General features: G+C 46.9%; 13 protein-coding genes. 6 read left to right on the top strand and 7 right to left on the bottom strand.

Annotated features, from left to right (window positions below):
- Positions 1 to 29: 29 nt before the first annotated feature.
- Both GPK58_RS08610 and GPK58_RS08605 read right to left on the bottom strand, forming a co-directional pair.
- Positions 30 to 2,456, bottom strand: coding sequence for a putative bifunctional diguanylate cyclase/phosphodiesterase (locus GPK58_RS08610; protein ID WP_330627231.1), 2,427 nt, complete (start codon positions 2,454 to 2,456; stop codon positions 30 to 32).
- Positions 2,457 to 2,615: 159 nt separating this feature from the next.
- Positions 2,616 to 3,269 carry a DUF3786 domain-containing protein gene (locus GPK58_RS08605; protein WP_015525717.1) on the bottom strand — a complete coding sequence of 218 codons (654 nt, stop codon included), beginning with the start codon at positions 3,267 to 3,269 and terminating at the stop codon, positions 2,616 to 2,618.
- A gap of 357 nt (positions 3,270 to 3,626) precedes the next feature.
- On the opposite strand from GPK58_RS08605, the gene GPK58_RS08600 reads away from it, so the two are divergent.
- Positions 3,627 to 4,766, top strand: coding sequence for a glucose-1-phosphate adenylyltransferase (locus tag GPK58_RS08600; RefSeq protein WP_021651100.1), 1,140 nt, complete (start codon positions 3,627 to 3,629; stop codon positions 4,764 to 4,766).
- Between the two features lies 1 nt (position 4,767).
- Positions 4,768 to 5,889: a glucose-1-phosphate adenylyltransferase subunit GlgD gene (gene glgD, locus GPK58_RS08595; protein ID WP_110102070.1), complete on the top strand. Its 1,122-nt coding sequence runs from the start codon at positions 4,768 to 4,770 to the stop codon at positions 5,887 to 5,889.
- A gap of 86 nt (positions 5,890 to 5,975) precedes the next feature.
- Here glgD and GPK58_RS08590 read toward each other — a convergent pair whose 3' ends face one another.
- On the bottom strand, positions 5,976 to 6,686 hold the full coding sequence (locus GPK58_RS08590) for a hypothetical protein (protein ID WP_173739926.1): 711 nt from the start codon (positions 6,684 to 6,686) through the stop codon (positions 5,976 to 5,978).
- Positions 6,687 to 6,856: 170 nt separating this feature from the next.
- Positions 6,857 to 7,855 carry an acyltransferase gene (locus GPK58_RS08585; RefSeq protein ID WP_215638508.1) on the bottom strand — a complete coding sequence of 333 codons (999 nt, stop codon included), beginning with the start codon at positions 7,853 to 7,855 and terminating at the stop codon, positions 6,857 to 6,859.
- Positions 7,856 to 8,089: 234 nt separating this feature from the next.
- Here GPK58_RS08585 and GPK58_RS08580 point away from each other — a divergent pair, with 234 nt between their 5' ends.
- The 4 genes from GPK58_RS08580 to rfbD all read left to right on the top strand — a co-directional run bounded on the left by GPK58_RS08580 (position 8,090) and on the right by rfbD (position 12,354).
- A complete protein-coding gene (locus GPK58_RS08580; RefSeq protein ID WP_015525712.1) occupies positions 8,090 to 9,271 on the top strand; it encodes a MerR family transcriptional regulator in 1,182 nt (393 codons plus the stop codon).
- 129 nt (positions 9,272 to 9,400) lie between these two features.
- Positions 9,401 to 10,297 carry a glucose-1-phosphate thymidylyltransferase RfbA gene (gene rfbA / locus GPK58_RS08575; protein WP_015525711.1) on the top strand — a complete coding sequence of 299 codons (897 nt, stop codon included), beginning with the start codon at positions 9,401 to 9,403 and terminating at the stop codon, positions 10,295 to 10,297.
- 93 nt (positions 10,298 to 10,390) lie between these two features.
- Complete coding sequence (gene rfbB, locus GPK58_RS08570; protein ID WP_015525710.1) at positions 10,391 to 11,425, top strand: dTDP-glucose 4,6-dehydratase; 1,035 nt, start codon at positions 10,391 to 10,393, stop codon at positions 11,423 to 11,425.
- Positions 11,422 to 12,354, top strand: coding sequence for a dTDP-4-dehydrorhamnose reductase (gene rfbD, locus GPK58_RS08565; RefSeq protein WP_021651091.1), 933 nt, complete (start codon positions 11,422 to 11,424; stop codon positions 12,352 to 12,354). Before rfbB ends, rfbD begins: the two co-directional genes overlap by 4 nt.
- 120 nt (positions 12,355 to 12,474) lie before the next feature.
- On the opposite strand, the gene GPK58_RS08560 is transcribed toward rfbD, so the two are convergent.
- The 3 genes from GPK58_RS08560 to glmM all read right to left on the bottom strand — a co-directional run bounded on the left by GPK58_RS08560 (position 12,475) and on the right by glmM (position 17,628).
- Positions 12,475 to 14,100: an LCP family glycopolymer transferase gene (locus tag GPK58_RS08560; RefSeq protein WP_215638507.1), complete on the bottom strand. Its 1,626-nt coding sequence runs from the start codon at positions 14,098 to 14,100 to the stop codon at positions 12,475 to 12,477.
- 219 nt (positions 14,101 to 14,319) lie between these two features.
- Positions 14,320 to 16,158 carry a glutamine--fructose-6-phosphate transaminase (isomerizing) gene (gene glmS, locus GPK58_RS08555; RefSeq protein WP_215638506.1) on the bottom strand — a complete coding sequence of 613 codons (1,839 nt, stop codon included), beginning with the start codon at positions 16,156 to 16,158 and terminating at the stop codon, positions 14,320 to 14,322.
- Between the two features lie 81 nt (positions 16,159 to 16,239).
- Positions 16,240 to 17,628: a phosphoglucosamine mutase gene (glmM, locus tag GPK58_RS08550; RefSeq protein ID WP_215638505.1), complete on the bottom strand. Its 1,389-nt coding sequence runs from the start codon at positions 17,626 to 17,628 to the stop codon at positions 16,240 to 16,242.
- Between the last annotated feature and the right edge of the window lie 417 nt (positions 17,629 to 18,045).

Below are 18,045 nucleotides of genomic sequence, written 5' to 3'. Positions count from 1 at the left end.
CTGTAAAAAGGGCGTGTAAAAATGATCTCTCATTTTTTACACGCCTCTTTTGCTCTTATAACCTTTGTTTCAAAGTTTTCCCACGGCAAAGGCCGTGCATAATAAAAGCCCTGGATCTCATCGCAGCTCAGGCTTCGCAGGATCTCCACCTGTTTTGCTTTCTCCACGCCCTCGGCAAGAACCTTCATTCCAAGGCTGTGTGCCAGCGAAATGGTATGACGGATCACCTGCTGCCCACGAAAATTCTCTATGTAATCGATCAGACTTTTATCCAGCTTCAGAGTATCGAATGGCAGCTGGTTCAGGCTTGTCATAGATGAATAGCCGGAGCCAAAATCATCCATATGCAGCTCGAATCCTGCATCCACCATCTTCTCTATGAGCTTACTGATCCGATCATTATACAACGCAGCAGTTTCTGTCAATTCAATGGGAACAGAAGAAAACGGAATGCCATTTTCTTCCACGATCTTCACATAACGACAGATCATATTATCGTAATGGATACTGGCACGTGACAGATTCACCGAAATCGGAAGTATCTTTTTCCCTGATCTTATACGTTCCCCCTGGATGCTGCATACCTTTCGGAAAACATATTCATCAAGGCGTACGATCAGACCATCCTTCTCAAAAAGAGGGATAAATTCTCCCGGCGAAACCATAGTTCCTTCCGCTCTCTTCCAGCGCACCAGTGCCTCCGCCCCAACGATCTCTTCTGTCTCCACACTGTATTTCGGCTGCAGGTAGACTACGAATTCTTCATTGCGTATAGCCTCCACGAAAGCATTCTCCATCTGTCCGTTACGGATATGCCTCTGTCTCATCTCATCATCATAAAAAGCGATCTGGTGCTCATAGTCATCCCGGATACTCTTCATGGCCAGAAAAGCCCTGTCACAGATCAGGGTAAAAGGCAGTGTCTTATCCACATTCTCATAAACCCCATAGTTGACCACCAGATTAGGAATCGGCGCTCCGCTCTCGACCCTGTGGATAAATTTCTCCATATCTGCCATACGGATCTCTTTCTTTCCATATATGATGGCTACAAACTGGTCTCCTCCATATCTGCCCACCGTCCCGTAGCGAACCTGATTTCTATACGTATCTCCCAGATAGGTAAGAACCTGATCACCGGTCTTCTCTCCATAGGTTCCGTTGATCCATTTAAAGTTCTTTATATCTGCCACCACCACATGAAAATCCTGATTCGTATTAAAGCGCATCAGCGTCTTTGCATGATGGAAAAAGGCCTGTCTGATATAAAGCCCTGTAAGATCATCATATTCCAGAGCTGAGAGTACCATCACGGACTCTCTCAGCTTGATCACATTGTTGATCTTACTTTTTAATATACGGACATTATACGGTTTCCGTACAAAATCCACTGCTCCCAGTTCCAGACATCGCACCTCATCCTCCAACCGGTTACTTCCGGTTATGATGATCACAGGCACAGAGGTCAGCATCACATCATCACGGATCAGCTCCAGAAACTGAAATTCATCACATACCGGCACACTCATATCAAGAAGAATTGCAGAAAGGGTTTTGTAATTCTCAGACAGACGCTTCATCCCCTCTGCTTCATTCATCGCAGAGATAACCTCAAAACTGCCCTCCAGATGTTCTGTAAGCGCTTTCCGATCCGTCTCGTCATTCACTACAATAAGAAGTTTTCTTCCGGATGCTGTTCCTCCTGGTTCCAGTATGGCCTCCATCTCACTGTACCGTACATCCATATCCTCATTGGCAAAAGCAAACACCACGGTCTGAAAATCCTCAGCCGTTCCTACCCTGGCACATTTCACATAGAAATATTCAATCCTCCCGTTGCTTCGGCGTACACGATAATGTACCATCAACTGGGGAATCCTTGTAAGACGTTGGCATATCTTCTCAAAATCCATCATCTGATGCATCCGGATCCTGTCCTCTGCCGCAACACTGCTCTCAATATAAATATCCATGATCTTCTCATAGGATTCATCCCTGCGAAGTCCCTCCTCCCCATAAGCTCCACTCTGCCCCTGGAAGCGGCATACCTGGACCTTATGAGTCTCTCTGTCAACAGAGTAGATATTGATAAAATTTTTTCCGAGAACATTAATGATCCCCATAAGAATCGGATTCTCCATCATTCCGCTGCTGATCTCATCATTCGTCTCTGTATCCGAAAAAACAAGGGCATGTCCTGTCCCGCCGGATTCCAGCGGAATCTCCACAGCATCAACCGAACGCAGGATATTCCGTCCCGGTTCCAGATAATTCTTCGGACCTTTGATCCCGTTAACGACCGGACAGATCTCACAGGGAGTTTCTCTGTTTCTCAGACAGTGATAGCATTTCTCGCCCCTCTTCAGCTGCGGATAGATCTCACGTGCTGCCAGGTTATAGCTGATAATCTTATAATCCTCATCTATGACATACATTCCCGATGCATTTTTCCCCACGAGCATCACCTCCGGATTCGTAAATTTCTCATAGATCCTTCGTGACAGTTACTGTCTCAAAATCCTTAAATATTCCTTCATTATATACGATTTTTCTGATAACTGCAATTATCTTTCGTATTATTTATTTTTCATATTGGTTTTATTATATTTCGGTTATCAGCGCATCTGAAAAGATTTCCCCCTGAGCGGAACCCCGGCAAGCTCCGCAAGCCTTTTGATTCCGGAATCTGCTATGGATACCGCACTCTCCACATGATTGAAATCTGTGGCACTGTAATCAAACAGGATATTTCCCTGTGCTTCAAACTCCTCGTCCCGTTCCCAGAAAAAGAATCTCATAGGCATACAGTCAAAGGCCCTGATCTCATATCCCACATCACCCTGGGGCAGTTCCCTGCCGTCAAGCTTCTGAAACGCCTCCCTCAATTCCTTTTCATGGCCGGAAAATGTAGCACTGAACACATCCGTCTCTCCGATCTGATACGCCGGCGCAAATGGTCTTGCATTCCTGAGATCTGCAAAAGGGACCCACTTATCCATAATAAAAGCCCCCTCTTTCGCATACCCCAAAAGCGTATAAATATTCAGCATCTCCGTAGTATCCGGTTCTCTCTGTCCATCCAGGCTCCGGATACTGCCGTCTTCCAGACTCACCCCATATCTTCTTCCGAAATGAATGATCGTGAGAAACCCGTTTTCTTCCTTCAGTTCCGGCACCCGTTTATGCAGATCTGCCTGATCCATCTTCAAAAAGCGTTGTGCCCACTCTTCACATAGTTTTACATAGTTGGAAATTCTTTCTTCTTTCATCCTGTCTTCTCCCTGTCTGATATCGATATCCTTTCTCCGCTGTATTCCGGACTTTTTTTACAGAATACACTGCTTTCACATTTTCCGCAAGAATCTTCGCCGATGTATCCGAAATCCGGCTATTTTCAGTGTTACTGTTTTTTCAGCATCCCGGAACCTTCTTAAACGTTTCTTTTTTTCGACAGATCATCCATCAATTTTCCCAAATCCGTCTAATTTCCCAATATAAAAATAACGTTTTTTTGCACAAAAAAACTGGATTTTCTTTTTCGAAAGGTGTATAATATTAACAAAGTTTATTGTTTTTATGGTTAAAGACACCTGGCAGTAAACAAGAAATGAAAGTGAGGATTCGCCATGAAACAAAACAGTATGTTAGCAATGATCCTGGCCGGTGGAAGAGGAAGTCGTCTTCACGAGTTGACGAATAAAGTTGCCAAGCCAGCCGTTGGTTATGGCGGTAAATACCGTATCGTGGATTTTCCGCTCAGTAACTGTGCCAACAGCGGCATTGATGTCGTAGGTGTACTGACACAGTATGAATCAGTTTTACTGAACAGCTATGTAGCAGCCGGTGGCCGCTGGGGCCTTGATGCCAAGGACAGCGGAGTTTATGTACTTCCTCCACGTGAGAAGGCTGATGCCGGTCTGGATGTATACCGTGGAACAGCTGATGCGATCTCTCAGAATATTGATTTCATCGACTCACAGAACCCGGAATACCTTCTGATCCTTTCCGGTGACCACATCTATAAGATGAATTATGCAAAGATGCTTGATGACCATATCCAGCATAAGGCAGATGCGACTATTGCAGTTATCGAGGTTCCCATGAAGGAAGCCAGCCGTTTCGGTATCATGAACACCGGTGAAGATGATCGCATCGTGGAATTTGAGGAGAAACCGGAACACCCGAAGAGCAATCTTGCCTCCATGGGTATCTACATATTCAACTGGAAGCTTCTGCGCAAGCTCCTGCTGGCAGATATCAAAAATCCGGATTCCAATCACGATTTCGGTAAAGACATCATCCCTACACTCCTTGCACAGGACAAAGCACTCTACGCCTACAAGTTCAAAGGCTACTGGAAGGATGTAGGAACCATCGATTCCCTCTGGGAAGCAAACATGGATCTTCTCAGTCCTAACAGTGAACTGGATCTTAACGATCCTACCTGGAAAATCTACACTGAGGATGCTACCTCTCTTCCACAGTATATCTGTGATACAGCTGTGATCAACACTGCTTTCATTACTCAGGGCTGTGTTGTAGAAGGTGAGATCACCAACTCCGTACTTTTCACAGGCGTCAAGGTCGGTCCTGGTGCCAAGATCATCGACAGTGTCCTGATGCCGGGTGTTGTTGTTGAAGCAGGTGCCGTTGTCCAGCGTGCTCTCGTTGCAGACGGAGTCGTGATCGGTGCCAATGCTCGTGTCGGTTCCAAGGACAGTGAGCACATCGAACTTGTATCAAAACGTGTAAAGGGGGCTGAGTAATATGTTTAAAGCATTTGGAATCGTGAATTCCTCAGAAAGAAATATCCATGTGGAGGGGCTTCAGGACTACCGTGCGATCGGCGCCTTTTCATTTCTCGGAAGATATCGTGTCATCGACTTCCCAATCTCAAATATGACCAACAGCGGAATTGAGTACATTCAGGTCTATGTAAAGAACAAACCCCGTTCTCTTGTAGAACATCTCGGAACCGGACGTCACTACAACATCAACTCCAAGAGCGGTAATCTCCAACTCCTCTTTTCAGAGCATTCCGGAGTCAACGATATCTATAACACCGATATCGACAACTACTACTCCAATCTGGAGTGCATCGAAGCAGTTCATTATCCGTATGTTGTTATCGCTCCGAATTACATGATCTACACCACCGACTATTCCAAGCTGATCGATGCCCATATCGAATCCGGTGCAGATGTGACCATGCTTTATCATTCCGTTGATAATGCCAAGGAGAACTATCTGAACTGCCACATCCTGAACCTGAACCGTCAGAAGGGTGTTCTCTCCATTGAGCACAACCACGGCAATGCAAAGAACCGCAACATTTTCATGGATACCTACGTAATGAGCAAGGAGCTTTTCATCAGCCTCATCCATAAGGCAAAAGAGATCTCCTCTCTTTATACCCTTGCAGACGTGATCAATGCCGGCTGCAGAGACGGTGAGCTGGATGTACGTGGTGTATCCCATCGCGGATATTTTGCATCGATCACTGATTTCAAGAGCTATCACGATGCAAATATGGATCTGATTGACTACAAAACTGCAACGGATCTTTTCCATGATAACTGGCCAATCTATACACGCACCAACAACTCCTGCCCGACTCATTATTTTGACACAGCCAATGTTTCCAACTCCGTTATCTCCAATGGTTCCATGATCGAGGGAACGGTAGAGAATTCTATTGTCGGACGTGGCTGTACCATCAAAAAGGGCGCTGTTATCAAGAACTGTGTAGTTCTTGCAGACTGCACCATCGGTGAGAATGTCCATATCGAAAATCTGGTGGTAGACAAGCATGCCAAGATCACGCATGCCAAGGAGATCATCCGTCCTGCGGATGAGCCTGGCTACATCAAACGTAACGATACACTGTAATATTCATATATAATAAGGCCTCCGGTTCCTATGTTACGAACCGGAGGCCTTATTTATCTCTGTACTCAGCTAAGCATATGGATCCATCATTTCAGAACAGACTGGATCCATTTCAACGCATTATCCTTATTCTTCACATTACCCGGAAGGCAGATGCACACCGGATCATATCTCAGTCCAAATTCCTGAGCAACACTACTGCTGCCGTCAAGCTCCAGATGCTGATCATCCACAGCGCCCAGAGACTCAAACACCTCATCTCCAAACGTTTCCCTGAGATCTGCATACATTCCGCTGTCTTTCTCATGTTCATAGAGCTCCTTCGGCATGATCAGGATATCAACGGTAGCACTCTGGATTTCCGTCACATATGCGATCCTGGCATAGTAATCAAAATCCTCTCCTGTCTCGTCCGTCATCAGATTCTGCGCCACACTGACTTCTGCATATTTATCCTCTGTTCCCAGTGTCTTCAGAACATCCTCTTCCACCTTCTCAGAGTCGTAATTCCCTGCATTCACCACCGCAATGGAAAGCACCGTCTTCATCTGTGCGTGCCGGTAAATATTCACTCCCAGGCAGACTCCGCCAATGGCAAGAAGCACGCACAGCATATGTATCTTATAATACATCCAGATATACTGAATCTTCTTCCCTGTTCCCATTCCCTTCAGTTTCTCTCTTTCGATCCGGCGGCGTTCCTTCTTCGTCAGATCAGTTTCGTTGGGCATCTCCGGATTCAGTACACTCTCATCGTGTCCGTCACTGCCGGCCTCCGCTCTGTTTTGTAAATCCATAAAAATCTCCTTTTTCTTTCATGTCTCAGTATTTTTTACCCTGAAGCGGGATATTCCAGTCGCTTTCCCCGCATCCTCCGGGTGGGTGCTGTGACTTATCAATAAAGGATATTTTAGCATATTTTGGTACAAAATCACAGCGCATAAATATGAAAATACCATAAACTCTTCTATTTCCGGCAGATCTTCATTCCATATCCATACATTACCGCCACAGCAGTCACAAGAACACAGACCATCACCGGTCTCATCCACAGATATAAAAGATTTTTCTCAATTCCAGCTGCCACAGCCACATCCTTCAGGATATCCGCCACACAGAGATGGAACAGATAAATAAAAAATGCATATTTCTGACCGATGGCTGCCGGAAGCTCGGGCACTTTCCGATTCTTTCCCATGATTGCAATGAGAAAAAGGCCAACAGCCATAAATACTGAACCCAGAAACAATTCCAGTTTGCCAAAATACCGGTATTCCAGCAGACTTGCGATCCCGCCGCCAGCTGCCATGCCATACAAAAGAAGCACTTTTTTTCCGGCAAACCAGGCTTCCAGCTTTTCCTGATGTCTGTGTATCAGATGTCCCAACATAAAAAACGGAAATCCGGTAAACAGATAGTTTCGAAACTGCATAACACGGAAATACTTTTCCGGGAACAGGAAGGTCGAAAATTCCTCCATTCCGAAATGGATCAGAAGAAGCACCGGTATCAGAACATATACCTGCTTACAAATCCGGAATCTTGCTGCCAGGGCAAAAAGAAGATAACAATAGAGCAGTGCCGGGAGAAACCACAGATGCCATTTCACCTGAGAGCTGTTATTATATAGAAGAAACTGGCGGATATGTTCCCCCGAAACCAGGGCTTCCAGCCATTCCTTCTGGCTTGCTCCGTCGATGTGGTTCTGGATCAGCTCCCACAGACAGCAGACCGGAAATGCCACAAGCATCAGCTTCAGAACATGCCGGATCTTTTTTCCGGTTCTTATAAATTCCGTATCATCGCCACGGAAACAAAAATATCCGGATACCATAAAAAACACAGGTACTGCAAATCTGGCAAGTACATTGGCTATGATTCCGGCATTTCCCGGAAAATGGACGTGAAGAAGCACAACTGCATAAGCACAGATTGCCTTTACCATATCCAGAGTACGGTTTCGCATAAAAATTACTCCTTTTTATATCGAACGCTTATCCCGGAAATATGATTCCGGGGTTCCCTTTTTTTCGAAACGATATACTAACAAACCAGCAGAATTTTGTCAATGCTGTTTTTCTCCTGTACGGTTTACTCTTATACGTTTTACTCTTGTACGGCTTCCGGATCTGAATTATAATTCTTTTATGACCTCTATGACAGGATGTTTGTTATTTCCTCAGAAAGGATTCTATTTTTTATGAAAAAAGACGGCTACTATTCTTCCGGCGAATTTGCACGCATGGCACACGTAACTCTGCGTACTGTCCGCTATTATGATAAACAGGATATCCTGAAACCCTCTCTCGTCACCGAATCCGGCGCACGTTTTTATACAGACGAGGATTTTGCAAGGCTTCAGCAGATCCTCCTTCTGAAATACCTGGGCTTTTCCCTGGATGACATCCGGGAAATGACCATCGGTGATTCCGATTATCATTTCATGCTGAATTCTCTGAATATCCAGCTTCGTCTGGTCCGTGACCGGATCGAACAGATGCAGCTGGTGGAAAAAGCGATCCAGGATACCGCACAGATGATAAAGGAACAGCACACCATTGACTGGAGCCAGATGCTGAACCTGATCCACTTAACCGGCATGGAAAAAAGCCTCAAGAATCAGTATCAGAATGCCACCAACATTTCCTCCAGGATCAACCTCCACAGCCTGTACTCCCAGAACAAACAGGGATGGTTTCCCTGGATCTTTGAGCAGTGCCAGATTTCACCTGGTCTTCGTATTCTGGAGCTGGGCTGCGGGGACGGAACGTTATGGACCGACAACCTTTCCCTTCTGCCGGAGGATATCTCCATCACACTTTCCGATATTTCCAGCGGTATGCTCCGCGATGCCAGACGAGCCATCGGTTCCTCGGATACCCGGTTTGCGTTCCGGGCCTTTGACTGCCGAAAAATCCCCTGCAAGGACGAAAGCTTTGATCTGGTGATCGCCAATCACGTGCTTTTTTACTGCGATGATATTCCCTCCGTCCTGAAGGAAGTCCGCCGTGTCCTCGCTCCCGGCGGAAGATTTCTCTGCAGTGCTTACGGAAAGGCTCATATGCAGGAGGTCAGCCAGCTGGTGCAGGATTTTGATGAACGGATCGTGCTTTCCGCAGACCGGCTTTATGAACGGTTCGGACGTGAAAACGGCCAGAGTATCCTGGCGCCTTTTTTCCCAAAGGCTCAGTGGCTTTCTTATGAAGACTGCCTTCTGGTCCAGGATGCGGAGCCGCTAATCTCCTACGTCCTCTCCTGCCACGGCAACCAGAATCAGTATATCCTGGACCGTTACAAGGAATTCCGGGCCTACACCGCCAGAAAAACTGCCAAAGGATTCCGCATTACCAAGGATGCCGGCGTATTTCTTTGTGAAAAATAGCCAAAAATAAAAAATATGAAAAAAGCTCTTGAAGGTGACCTTGCGTCACCTTTTATAATACAGTTACAGTAACAAAGTTATGTGCAGGCACGACTTATGCTGCACATCATCACGCAAAGGAGAAAACATATGAAAGGAATTATTTTAGCCGGAGGCTCCGGAACACGTCTTTACCCGCTTACCATGGTGACCTCCAAACAGCTTCTGCCGATCTTTGACAAACCGATGATCTACTATCCTATGTCTGTTCTTATGAACGCAGGCATCCGTGATATCCTGATCATCTCCACCCCGCAGGATACCCCGAGATTTGAGGAGCTTCTCGGTGACGGCCATCAGTTCGGTGTCAACCTTACCTATGCTGTACAGCCAAGCCCGGACGGACTTGCTCAGGCATTTATCATCGGCGAGGAATTCATCGGCAACGACACCGTATGTATGGTCCTTGGTGACAACATTTTCGCAGGACATGGCCTCAAAAAGCGCCTGAAAGCTGCTGTAGACAACGCAGAAACAGGCAAAGGTGCCACTGTTTTCGGATACTATGTAGATGATCCGGAGCGTTTCGGCATCGTGGAATTCGACCAGAACGGAAAAGCGGTTTCCATTGAAGAGAAACCGGAAAAGCCAAAAAGCAACTACTGTGTAACCGGTCTCTACTTCTACGACAACAAGGTTGTAGAGTACGCAAAAAATCTGAAGCCAAGCGCAAGAGGCGAGCTTGAGATCACAGACCTGAACCGTATCTACCTTGAGAAGGGACAGCTGAACGTTGAGCTTCTGGGCCAGGGCTTCACATGGCTGGATACCGGTACACATGAAAGCCTTGTAGAGGCAACCAACTTCGTAAAAACCATGGAGCAGCATCAGCACCGCAAGATCGCATGCCTTGAGGAGATTGCTTACTTAAACGGCTGGATCACAAAGGAGGACGTGCTCAAGGTTTACGAAATCCTTAAGAAAAACCAGTATGGCCAGTATCTCAAGGATGTTCTGGACGGAAAATATCTGGACGCGCTTCACTAAGCCGATCTGATTTTCCGACACTGAATTTACCTGCGGACTCCGTTTCGACGGAATCCGCATAAGATCAATCATTTATTATAAAGGAGATTTTTTATGACAATCATCGTTACCGGCGGCGCCGGATTTATCGGAAGCAACTTTATTTTTCATATGATGGAGGCTCATCCGGATTACCGTATCGTATGCCTGGACTGCCTGACCTATGCCGGAAACCTTTCCACTCTTGCACCGGTCATGGACAAACCGAACTTCCGCTTTGTAAAGGAAAGCATCACAGACCGTGACGCTGTTTACAAGCTTTTCGAGGAGGAGCATCCGGACATCGTGGTAAACTTCGCAGCTGAGAGCCACGTAGACCGTTCCATCGAAAACCCGGAGGTATTCCTTGACACCAACATCAAGGGTACTGCTGTTCTCATGGATGCCTGCCGTAAATACGGAATCCAGCGTTATCATCAGGTTTCCACAGACGAGGTTTACGGAGATCTTCCTCTTGACAGACCGGACCTCTTCTTCACAGAGGAAACTCCGATCCATACAAGCAGCCCGTACAGCTCCTCCAAAGCAGGTGCTGACCTTCTTGTTCTCGCATACCACAGAACCTACGGCCTGCCTGTGACCATCAGCCGTTGCTCCAACAACTACGGCCCGTATCACTTCCCGGAAAAGCTGATCCCGCTGATGATCGCCAACGCTCTGAACGACAAACCACTCCCGGTTTACGGAAAGGGTGAAAATGTCCGCGACTGGCTCTATGTTGAGGATCACTGCCGTGCCATCGACCTGATCATCCACAAAGGACGTGTAGGCGAGGTTTACAATGTAGGCGGACATAATGAGATGAAAAACATCGATATCGTAAAACTGATCTGCAAGGAGCTTGGCAAACCGGAAAGCCTGATCACACATGTAGCAGACCGTAAAGGCCATGACATGCGCTACGCTATCGACCCGACCAAGATCCACAACGAGCTTGGATGGCTTCCTGAAACAAAATTCGCAGACGGAATCAAAAAGACCATCAAATGGTACCTTGACAACAAGGAATGGTGGGAAACCATCATCTCCGGTGAGTATCAGAACTACTACGAAAAAATGTATGGAAACCGCGAGGAGGTTAAAGCATGAGATTTTTCGTAACAGGTGTTGGCGGCCAGCTTGGCCATGACGTAATGAATGAACTGTCCGGCCGTGGACATGAAGGCGTAGGAAGTGACATTGCTCCTTCCTACAGCGGCATCGCTGATGGTACTCCTGTTACCACCATGCCTTATGTGCAGCTTGATATCACAGATAAAGAAGCGGTAGCAAAAACCATCCGTGAGGTAAAGCCTGATGCAGTGATACACTGTGCCGCATGGACAGCCGTAGACGCTGCAGAGGACGAGGAAAACCGTGAAAAGGTACGTCTTGTCAATGTTGTAGGAACACAGAACATTGCGGACATCTGCAAGGAGCTTGGCATCAAGATGATGTATATTTCCACAGACTACGTTTTTGACGGCCAGGGAACCACACCATGGGATCCGGACTGCAAGGACTACGCTCCACAGAACGTATACGGTCAGACCAAGCTTGACGGTGAGCTGGCTGTATCCGGCACTGTAGATAAATTCTTTATCGTACGTATTGCATGGGTATTCGGCAAAAACGGCAAGAACTTTATCCGTACCATGGTAAATCTGGGAAAAACCCATGACAAGCTTACCGTAGTCAGTGACCAGATTGGAACTCCGACTTACACCTACGACCTTGCCCGTCTTCTGGTAGACATGGTCGAGACAGAGAAATACGGCTACTATCACGCAACCAACGAAGGCGGCTTCATCAGCTGGTATGATTTCACTAAAGAGATCTTCCGCCAGGCTGCTGCCCTCGGCCACAAGGAATACGAAAAAGTAGAGGTATCTCCTGTCACAACTGCAGAGTACGGCGTTTCCAAGGCTGTACGTCCATTCAACAGCCGCCTGGATAAATCCAAGCTTGTAAAAAACGGCTTCCAGCCACTTCCAACATGGCAGGATGCCCTGGAAAGATATCTGAAAGAGATCCTGTAAAAAAAAATCCATCGGTGATCGCCGGTGGATTTTTTTCGTTCTGTTTCTCATGAAAAAACAGCCGGTGGAAAGCTTTACGCTTCCCCGGCTGTTCTTATGCTAAAATTTAATAATTTTATCTTACTGCTGTGCAACAGTTCCGTCTGCACTCTGGGCATCTGCTGTGCCATTCTGTGTGGCATCTGCAGTCTCACCCTGCGCTTCTGCTGTACTTCCCTCTGCAGCTGCCTGTGCATCATTATCCGTAGCTACTGCCGCTGATGTTGCACTGTCTGCCTCCTCCTGGGAAACAGTCTCTCCGTCACGAACCTTCTTCATCATGGCCTCCGCCTTCTGAACGGTAGACTCATCCGGAATCATAACGTAAGCCTTCTGGCTCATAGAATACGGCTTCTGTGTGTCACCGGTACCATTTACACTATAGCTTACGATGTTCCAGTCACCGCCGTTGTTCAGCTGCTGCTGGAGCAGTCTGGCGATCTCCTCGTAGGAGATATTGGTCTCAAAGCATCCCTGGATGCTGGAAAGAACGGAAGAATAATTCTTCAGAAGCTCCGGTGAAAGAGCCTTGTTGATCACACCCTTGATCACAGCCATCTGGTTCTTGCCACGCTGACGATCGCCCTCTTTAAAGGCATAACGCTCACGGCTGAATACCAGAGCCTGCTCACCGTTCAGGTAGTTCTCTCCCTGATTGAAGTGATATCCTGTCTCATTCTTGGAATCAAAGTCATAGTCAGAATAAACAGTAACTCCGCCAAGCGCATTGATCAGCTGCTCAAATCCCGCAAAGTTGATACGGAAATAATAGTTGATATCCTCATTATAAAGCATTCCCAGAGTATCCATACATACATTGATACCATAGATACCTGCATGTGTCAGCTTATCTCTCTGTCCGCCTGAAATAGAAAGCGGTACAAAATAATCACGAGGTGTGGAAACCAGAAGCACCTGTCTGGTAGCTGTATTTACCGTAGCAATGATATTGGAATCGCTTCGGCTCTTTGCAACAAGGCCGCTGCGGCTGTCGATACCACTGATAAAGATGGTATATATAGAACCGTCATTGGTATTCTCTTCAGCCTTCGCCTCTGTCTCCTGGGGCTCAATGGTCGTCTCCACCTTCTTCACGGTCAGCTCTTTGATCCTGGAAGAAATATCGGAATATCCATCCATCTCTTCAATAACGCTTAAATATGCGCTGTTCAGCACGATCGCACCTGTCTGTCCGTTCAGAAGACCGTCAACCAGCTCTGTAAGTCCTGCATACTCCTGGACCTGCACAGTCTTGCCTGTCTCGGAATCCACCTCCTGGATAGCCTTATCCGAATTGGCTCTGTCAAGATCTGTCAGCACACCATATACATAATCTGCTGTAGCCTCTATGGAATCTGCAGAATCATCTGCACGGACATAAATGCCGACCTCCGTAACCTCTGTGTTCACACCGGAGATCCCTGCCAGTGTGGAATGTGTCTTATAAACATACATACTTCCGAGAATGAATACTGCTGCAAAAACTGCTGCCAGGATCACTCCCACTACAAATCTTATCTTACCATCCGTACTCCATACAAGCGCTCCGACGATCACGATCAGGACCAGCATTACCAGTCCGATCACTGCAATGAACTTCGTCGGGATCACCTTCATATTCAGAAGCATGACCGCAAATACGATTGCTGTGATCAGAACCACAAGCGTCACGATCAGCCCTGGGATATGTTTTCCCATTTTTCTCATATGCAATCCTCCATTTTTGATGGTACAGAGAATATTACATATGGACACTCTCTGTACAGATTCAAATATCCTAATCATTTTACGCTTTTTTACTGATAAAAGCAAGAAATATCGTAAATCGCCAAATGCAAAAACAGTTCCGTGATATCATGATTCTTTTATGCTCTCACGATGTCACGGAACTGCCTCTAAAATGTTCCTTCCATGAAACAGATATCCTTATTCCACGGTAACACTCTTAGCAAGATTTCTCGGCTTATCCACATCCAGACCTTTATTTACACTGACATAGTAACCCAGAAGCTGCAGCGGGATCACTGCCAGAGAAGTTGCAAAATGCGGATCTGTTTTCGGGATATAAACCGTAAAATCTGCAGTATCCTCGATATTATAGTTTCCAAACGTAGTAAGCCCCATCAGATACGCCCCACGGCTCCTGCACTCCACCATGTTGCTGACTGTTTTCTCATAAAGCTCCGGCTGTGTCAGGACACCGATCACAAGAGTGCCGTCCTCGATCAGGGAAATGGTGCCATGCTTCAGCTCACCAGCTGCATATGCCTCAGAATGGATGTAGCTGATCTCCTTCATCTTAAGGCTGCCCTCAAGGCTGATGGCATAATCGATCCCTCTTCCGATAAAAAAGATATCCTTTGCATTGGCCTGCTTGGAGGCAAACCACTGAAGCCTTTCCTTATCCTCGATGATCCTGCCGATCTTGTCCGGAAGTGTCTTCAGTTCCTTAATGTAGGACTCACACTGCTCCTCTGAGATCTTTCCGCGGACCAGTGCCATCTGCAATGCCAGCACATAGGAAGCGATCAGCTGTGTACTGTACGCCTTGGTGGTAGCAACCGAGATCTCCGGTCCTGCAAGTGTGTAGAATACATGATCCGCCTCTCTTGCAATGGAAGAGCCGACCACATTGACAATAGCCAGCGTGCGAATCCCCTTCTCCTTACATTCCCGAAGCGCAGCCAGACTGTCCGCAGTCTCACCGGACTGACTGATGATCACTGCCAGGCCGTCAGGATCCAGAAGTGGCTTCCGGTAACGGAACTCCGAAGCAAGCTCCACACGCACCGGAAGACCTGCAAGATCCTCGATCACATACTGTGCAGCCATTCCCACATGGTAAGCAGAGCCGCAGGCCACGATATAAACCTGGCTGATGCTGCGGATCCTCTCATCATCCAGACCGATCTCTGTCAGATCCAGCTTGTCCTCCCGGATAACGGAATTCAGTGTATCTGCGACTGCTTTCGGCTGCTCATGGATCTCCTTCATCATGAAATGCTCAAAACCGGCTTTCTCCGCTGCCTCTGCATCCCACTCAATGATCTTAGGCTCCTTCTCGATCTTCTCGCCATCCAGATTGTAAAAAGTGATCTCACCCGGTTTTACACATGCCAGCTCCAGATTTCCGATATAATAAACATTTCTTGTATACTTCAGGATCGCAGGAACATCCGATGCGATATAGGATTCTCCATTCTCCACACCCAGGATCATAGGGCTGTCTTTTCTCGCTACAAAGATCTCTTCCGGATAATCACGGAACATCATTGCCAGCGCATAGGAACCACGGATACGCACCATGGCATGACGCACTGCCTCAACCGGAGATCCGCCGTATTTCTGGTAGTAATAATCCACCAGCTTCACAGCAACCTCCGTATCTGTGGAAGAATAAAAAGAATATCCCCTGCGGAGAAGCTTCTCCTTCAGCTCCTGGTAATTCTCGATAATGCCGTTATGCACAGCTGCCACATTTCCGTTATCACTGACATGAGGATGGGCATTGACCTCTGATGGTTCTCCGTGAGTTGCCCAGCGGGTATGACCGATCCCGCACATACCCGGAACAGATTCACCTGCGTTTGTTTTCTCCAGAAGGACCTTCAGACGGCCCTTCGCCTTAATGATCTCGATATCCTTTTCCCCGTCACGCACTGCGATGCCGGCGGAATCATATCCTCTATATTCCAGTTTGGAAAGCCCGTCCAGAAGGATGGGTGCTGCCTGATGCCTGCCTGTAAAACCTACAATTCCACACATGATTTTTTTCTCCTCTTATTGCATTTTTATATTCTTCTGACTGCTCCGTTCTTCAGACACCTGCGGTCTGCATCCAGGACATCACTCTGCCACATGCCCCTTCTTACGGACGATCTCAACCACCTGGTCCACATATTTTCTGCAAAGCTCCTCACTCTCTGCCTCTACCATAACACGGAGCAGAGGTTCTGTACCGGATTCTCTCACCAGGATCCTTCCGGTGTCTCCAAGCGCCTCAGCCACACTCTCTACTGCTGCCTGCACATCTACATCTGCCTGCGCTGCTGCCTTGTCATGGACACGCACGTTCTCAAGAACCTGGGGATAGATCGCCAGATCAGCAGTAAGCTCACTGAGCTTTTTCTTCCTTGCCATTATAACTTCCATCATCTTCAGACTTGTAAGGATGCCATCCCCGGTAGATGCATACTTGGAAAAAATAATATGCCCGGACTGCTCACCACCAATACGGCAGCCATTCTGCATCATATATTCATAAACATATTTATCCCCTACTGCTGTCTTCGCATACTCGATATCAAGAGCATCAAAAGCCTTGTAAAGGCCAAAATTGGACATTACCGTAGTTACAACCGTATTGGTGAGAAGCTTTCCGCGCTCCTTCATGTAACGACCGTACACATAAAGGATCGCATCCCCGCTGACCACATTTCCCTTCTCATCCACACAGAGACAGCGGTCCGCATCTCCATCGTAGGCAAAGCCAACATCCAGCCCCTTCTCCACTACAAGCTTCTGGAGACCCTCGATATGGGTGGAACCGGCATTGTTATTGATATTGGTACCATCCGGCTCAGCATTGATCACATAAGTCTTCGCTCCCAGCGCATCAAAAACCGCCTTTGCGATATTCCATGCACTTCCGTTGGCACAGTCCAGACCAATCTGCATTCCCTTAAAGGAATATACTCCCAGGGAGATCAGATATCCTATGTAACGGTTGCGGCCTGCCGAATAATCCACCGTCCTGCCGATCTCACCGCCCTTTGTAAAAGGAATCTCATGCCATTTCTCTCCGAACAGCTGAAGACGGTCATCCAGATAATCCTCCACCAGAGCGATGATCTCCTCCTCCATCTTCTCACCCTGGCCGTTGATCAGCTTGATCCCGTTATCATAATAAGGATTATGGCTGGCAGAGATCATGATACCGCAGTCAAAACCATCGGTACGGGCAACATAAGCCACAGACGGCGTTGTTGTCACGTGGAGAAGATAAGCATCCGCTCCGGACGCCACCAGTCCGCCAACCAGCGAATACTCAAACATATAGCTGGAACGTCGGGTATCCTTGCCGATCACGATCCTGGCCGCAGCCGTCTCCCCCGCTCTTCTGCGCAGCTCATTATAATACCATCCCAGAAAACGCCCGATCTTGAAAGCATGATCTGCAGTTAACGAAACACCCGCTTCTCCACGGAAACCATCTGTACCAAAATATTTTCCCATTTCTTGCTCTCCTTTGTGTATTAATATTTATAACTTATCTTATATATTGATATATCATACAGATCGATCAGAATTCCTTCTGCCATTTCTGTATGCACATCTATAATACTGTTTATTTAATCATCTTAGCTGAATCAATTTTATCTTCAAATAAATACCAATTATGATGTGTTTTTCCCTCTTGAAATTCTGCTGGTCCATATTGACTGTATATAATTCGTGCCTTCAGAGTAGCACAATACGCTCTTTTTGTCTATCGATTTATTTCAACTCCGTTCGACAAACATATCCGCTTTACCTGCACAGCTCTGAAGCTTTTTCACAAAATCCTCTTTCCAAAAGGGAAAGCAACAAACTATGTTACCCTGAAAATGGATCAGATGATAAAATAACTCTGATCACATAACAAGATCGAAG

Source organism: Blautia sp. MCC270, assembly GCF_018785605.1.
GTDB classification, from domain to species: domain Bacteria; phylum Bacillota; class Clostridia; order Lachnospirales; family Lachnospiraceae; genus Blautia_A; species Blautia_A fusiformis.
Note: the sequence above shows the minus strand (reverse complement) of the source record. Positions and strands in the feature narration are given on the sequence as shown.

Coding starts and splice junctions, on each gene's coding strand:
- GPK58_RS08605 (WP_015525717.1), bottom strand. CDS start 3,269: ATGAAAGAAGAAAGAATTTCCAACTATGTAAAACTATGTGAAGAGTGG.
- GPK58_RS08600 (WP_021651100.1), top strand. CDS start 3,627: ATGAAACAAAACAGTATGTTAGCAATGATCCTGGCCGGTGGAAGAGGA.
- glgD (WP_110102070.1), top strand. CDS start 4,768: ATGTTTAAAGCATTTGGAATCGTGAATTCCTCAGAAAGAAATATCCAT.
- GPK58_RS08590 (WP_173739926.1), bottom strand. CDS start 6,686: ATGGATTTACAAAACAGAGCGGAGGCCGGCAGTGACGGACACGATGAG.
- GPK58_RS08585 (WP_215638508.1), bottom strand. CDS start 7,855: ATGCGAAACCGTACTCTGGATATGGTAAAGGCAATCTGTGCTTATGCA.
- GPK58_RS08580 (WP_015525712.1), top strand. CDS start 8,090: ATGAAAAAAGACGGCTACTATTCTTCCGGCGAATTTGCACGCATGGCA.
- rfbA (WP_015525711.1), top strand. CDS start 9,401: ATGAAAGGAATTATTTTAGCCGGAGGCTCCGGAACACGTCTTTACCCG.
- rfbB (WP_015525710.1), top strand. CDS start 10,391: ATGACAATCATCGTTACCGGCGGCGCCGGATTTATCGGAAGCAACTTT.
- rfbD (WP_021651091.1), top strand. CDS start 11,422: ATGAGATTTTTCGTAACAGGTGTTGGCGGCCAGCTTGGCCATGACGTA.
- GPK58_RS08560 (WP_215638507.1), bottom strand. CDS start 14,100: ATGAGAAAAATGGGAAAACATATCCCAGGGCTGATCGTGACGCTTGTG.
- glmS (WP_215638506.1), bottom strand. CDS start 16,158: ATGTGTGGAATTGTAGGTTTTACAGGCAGGCATCAGGCAGCACCCATC.
- glmM (WP_215638505.1), bottom strand. CDS start 17,628: ATGGGAAAATATTTTGGTACAGATGGTTTCCGTGGAGAAGCGGGTGTT.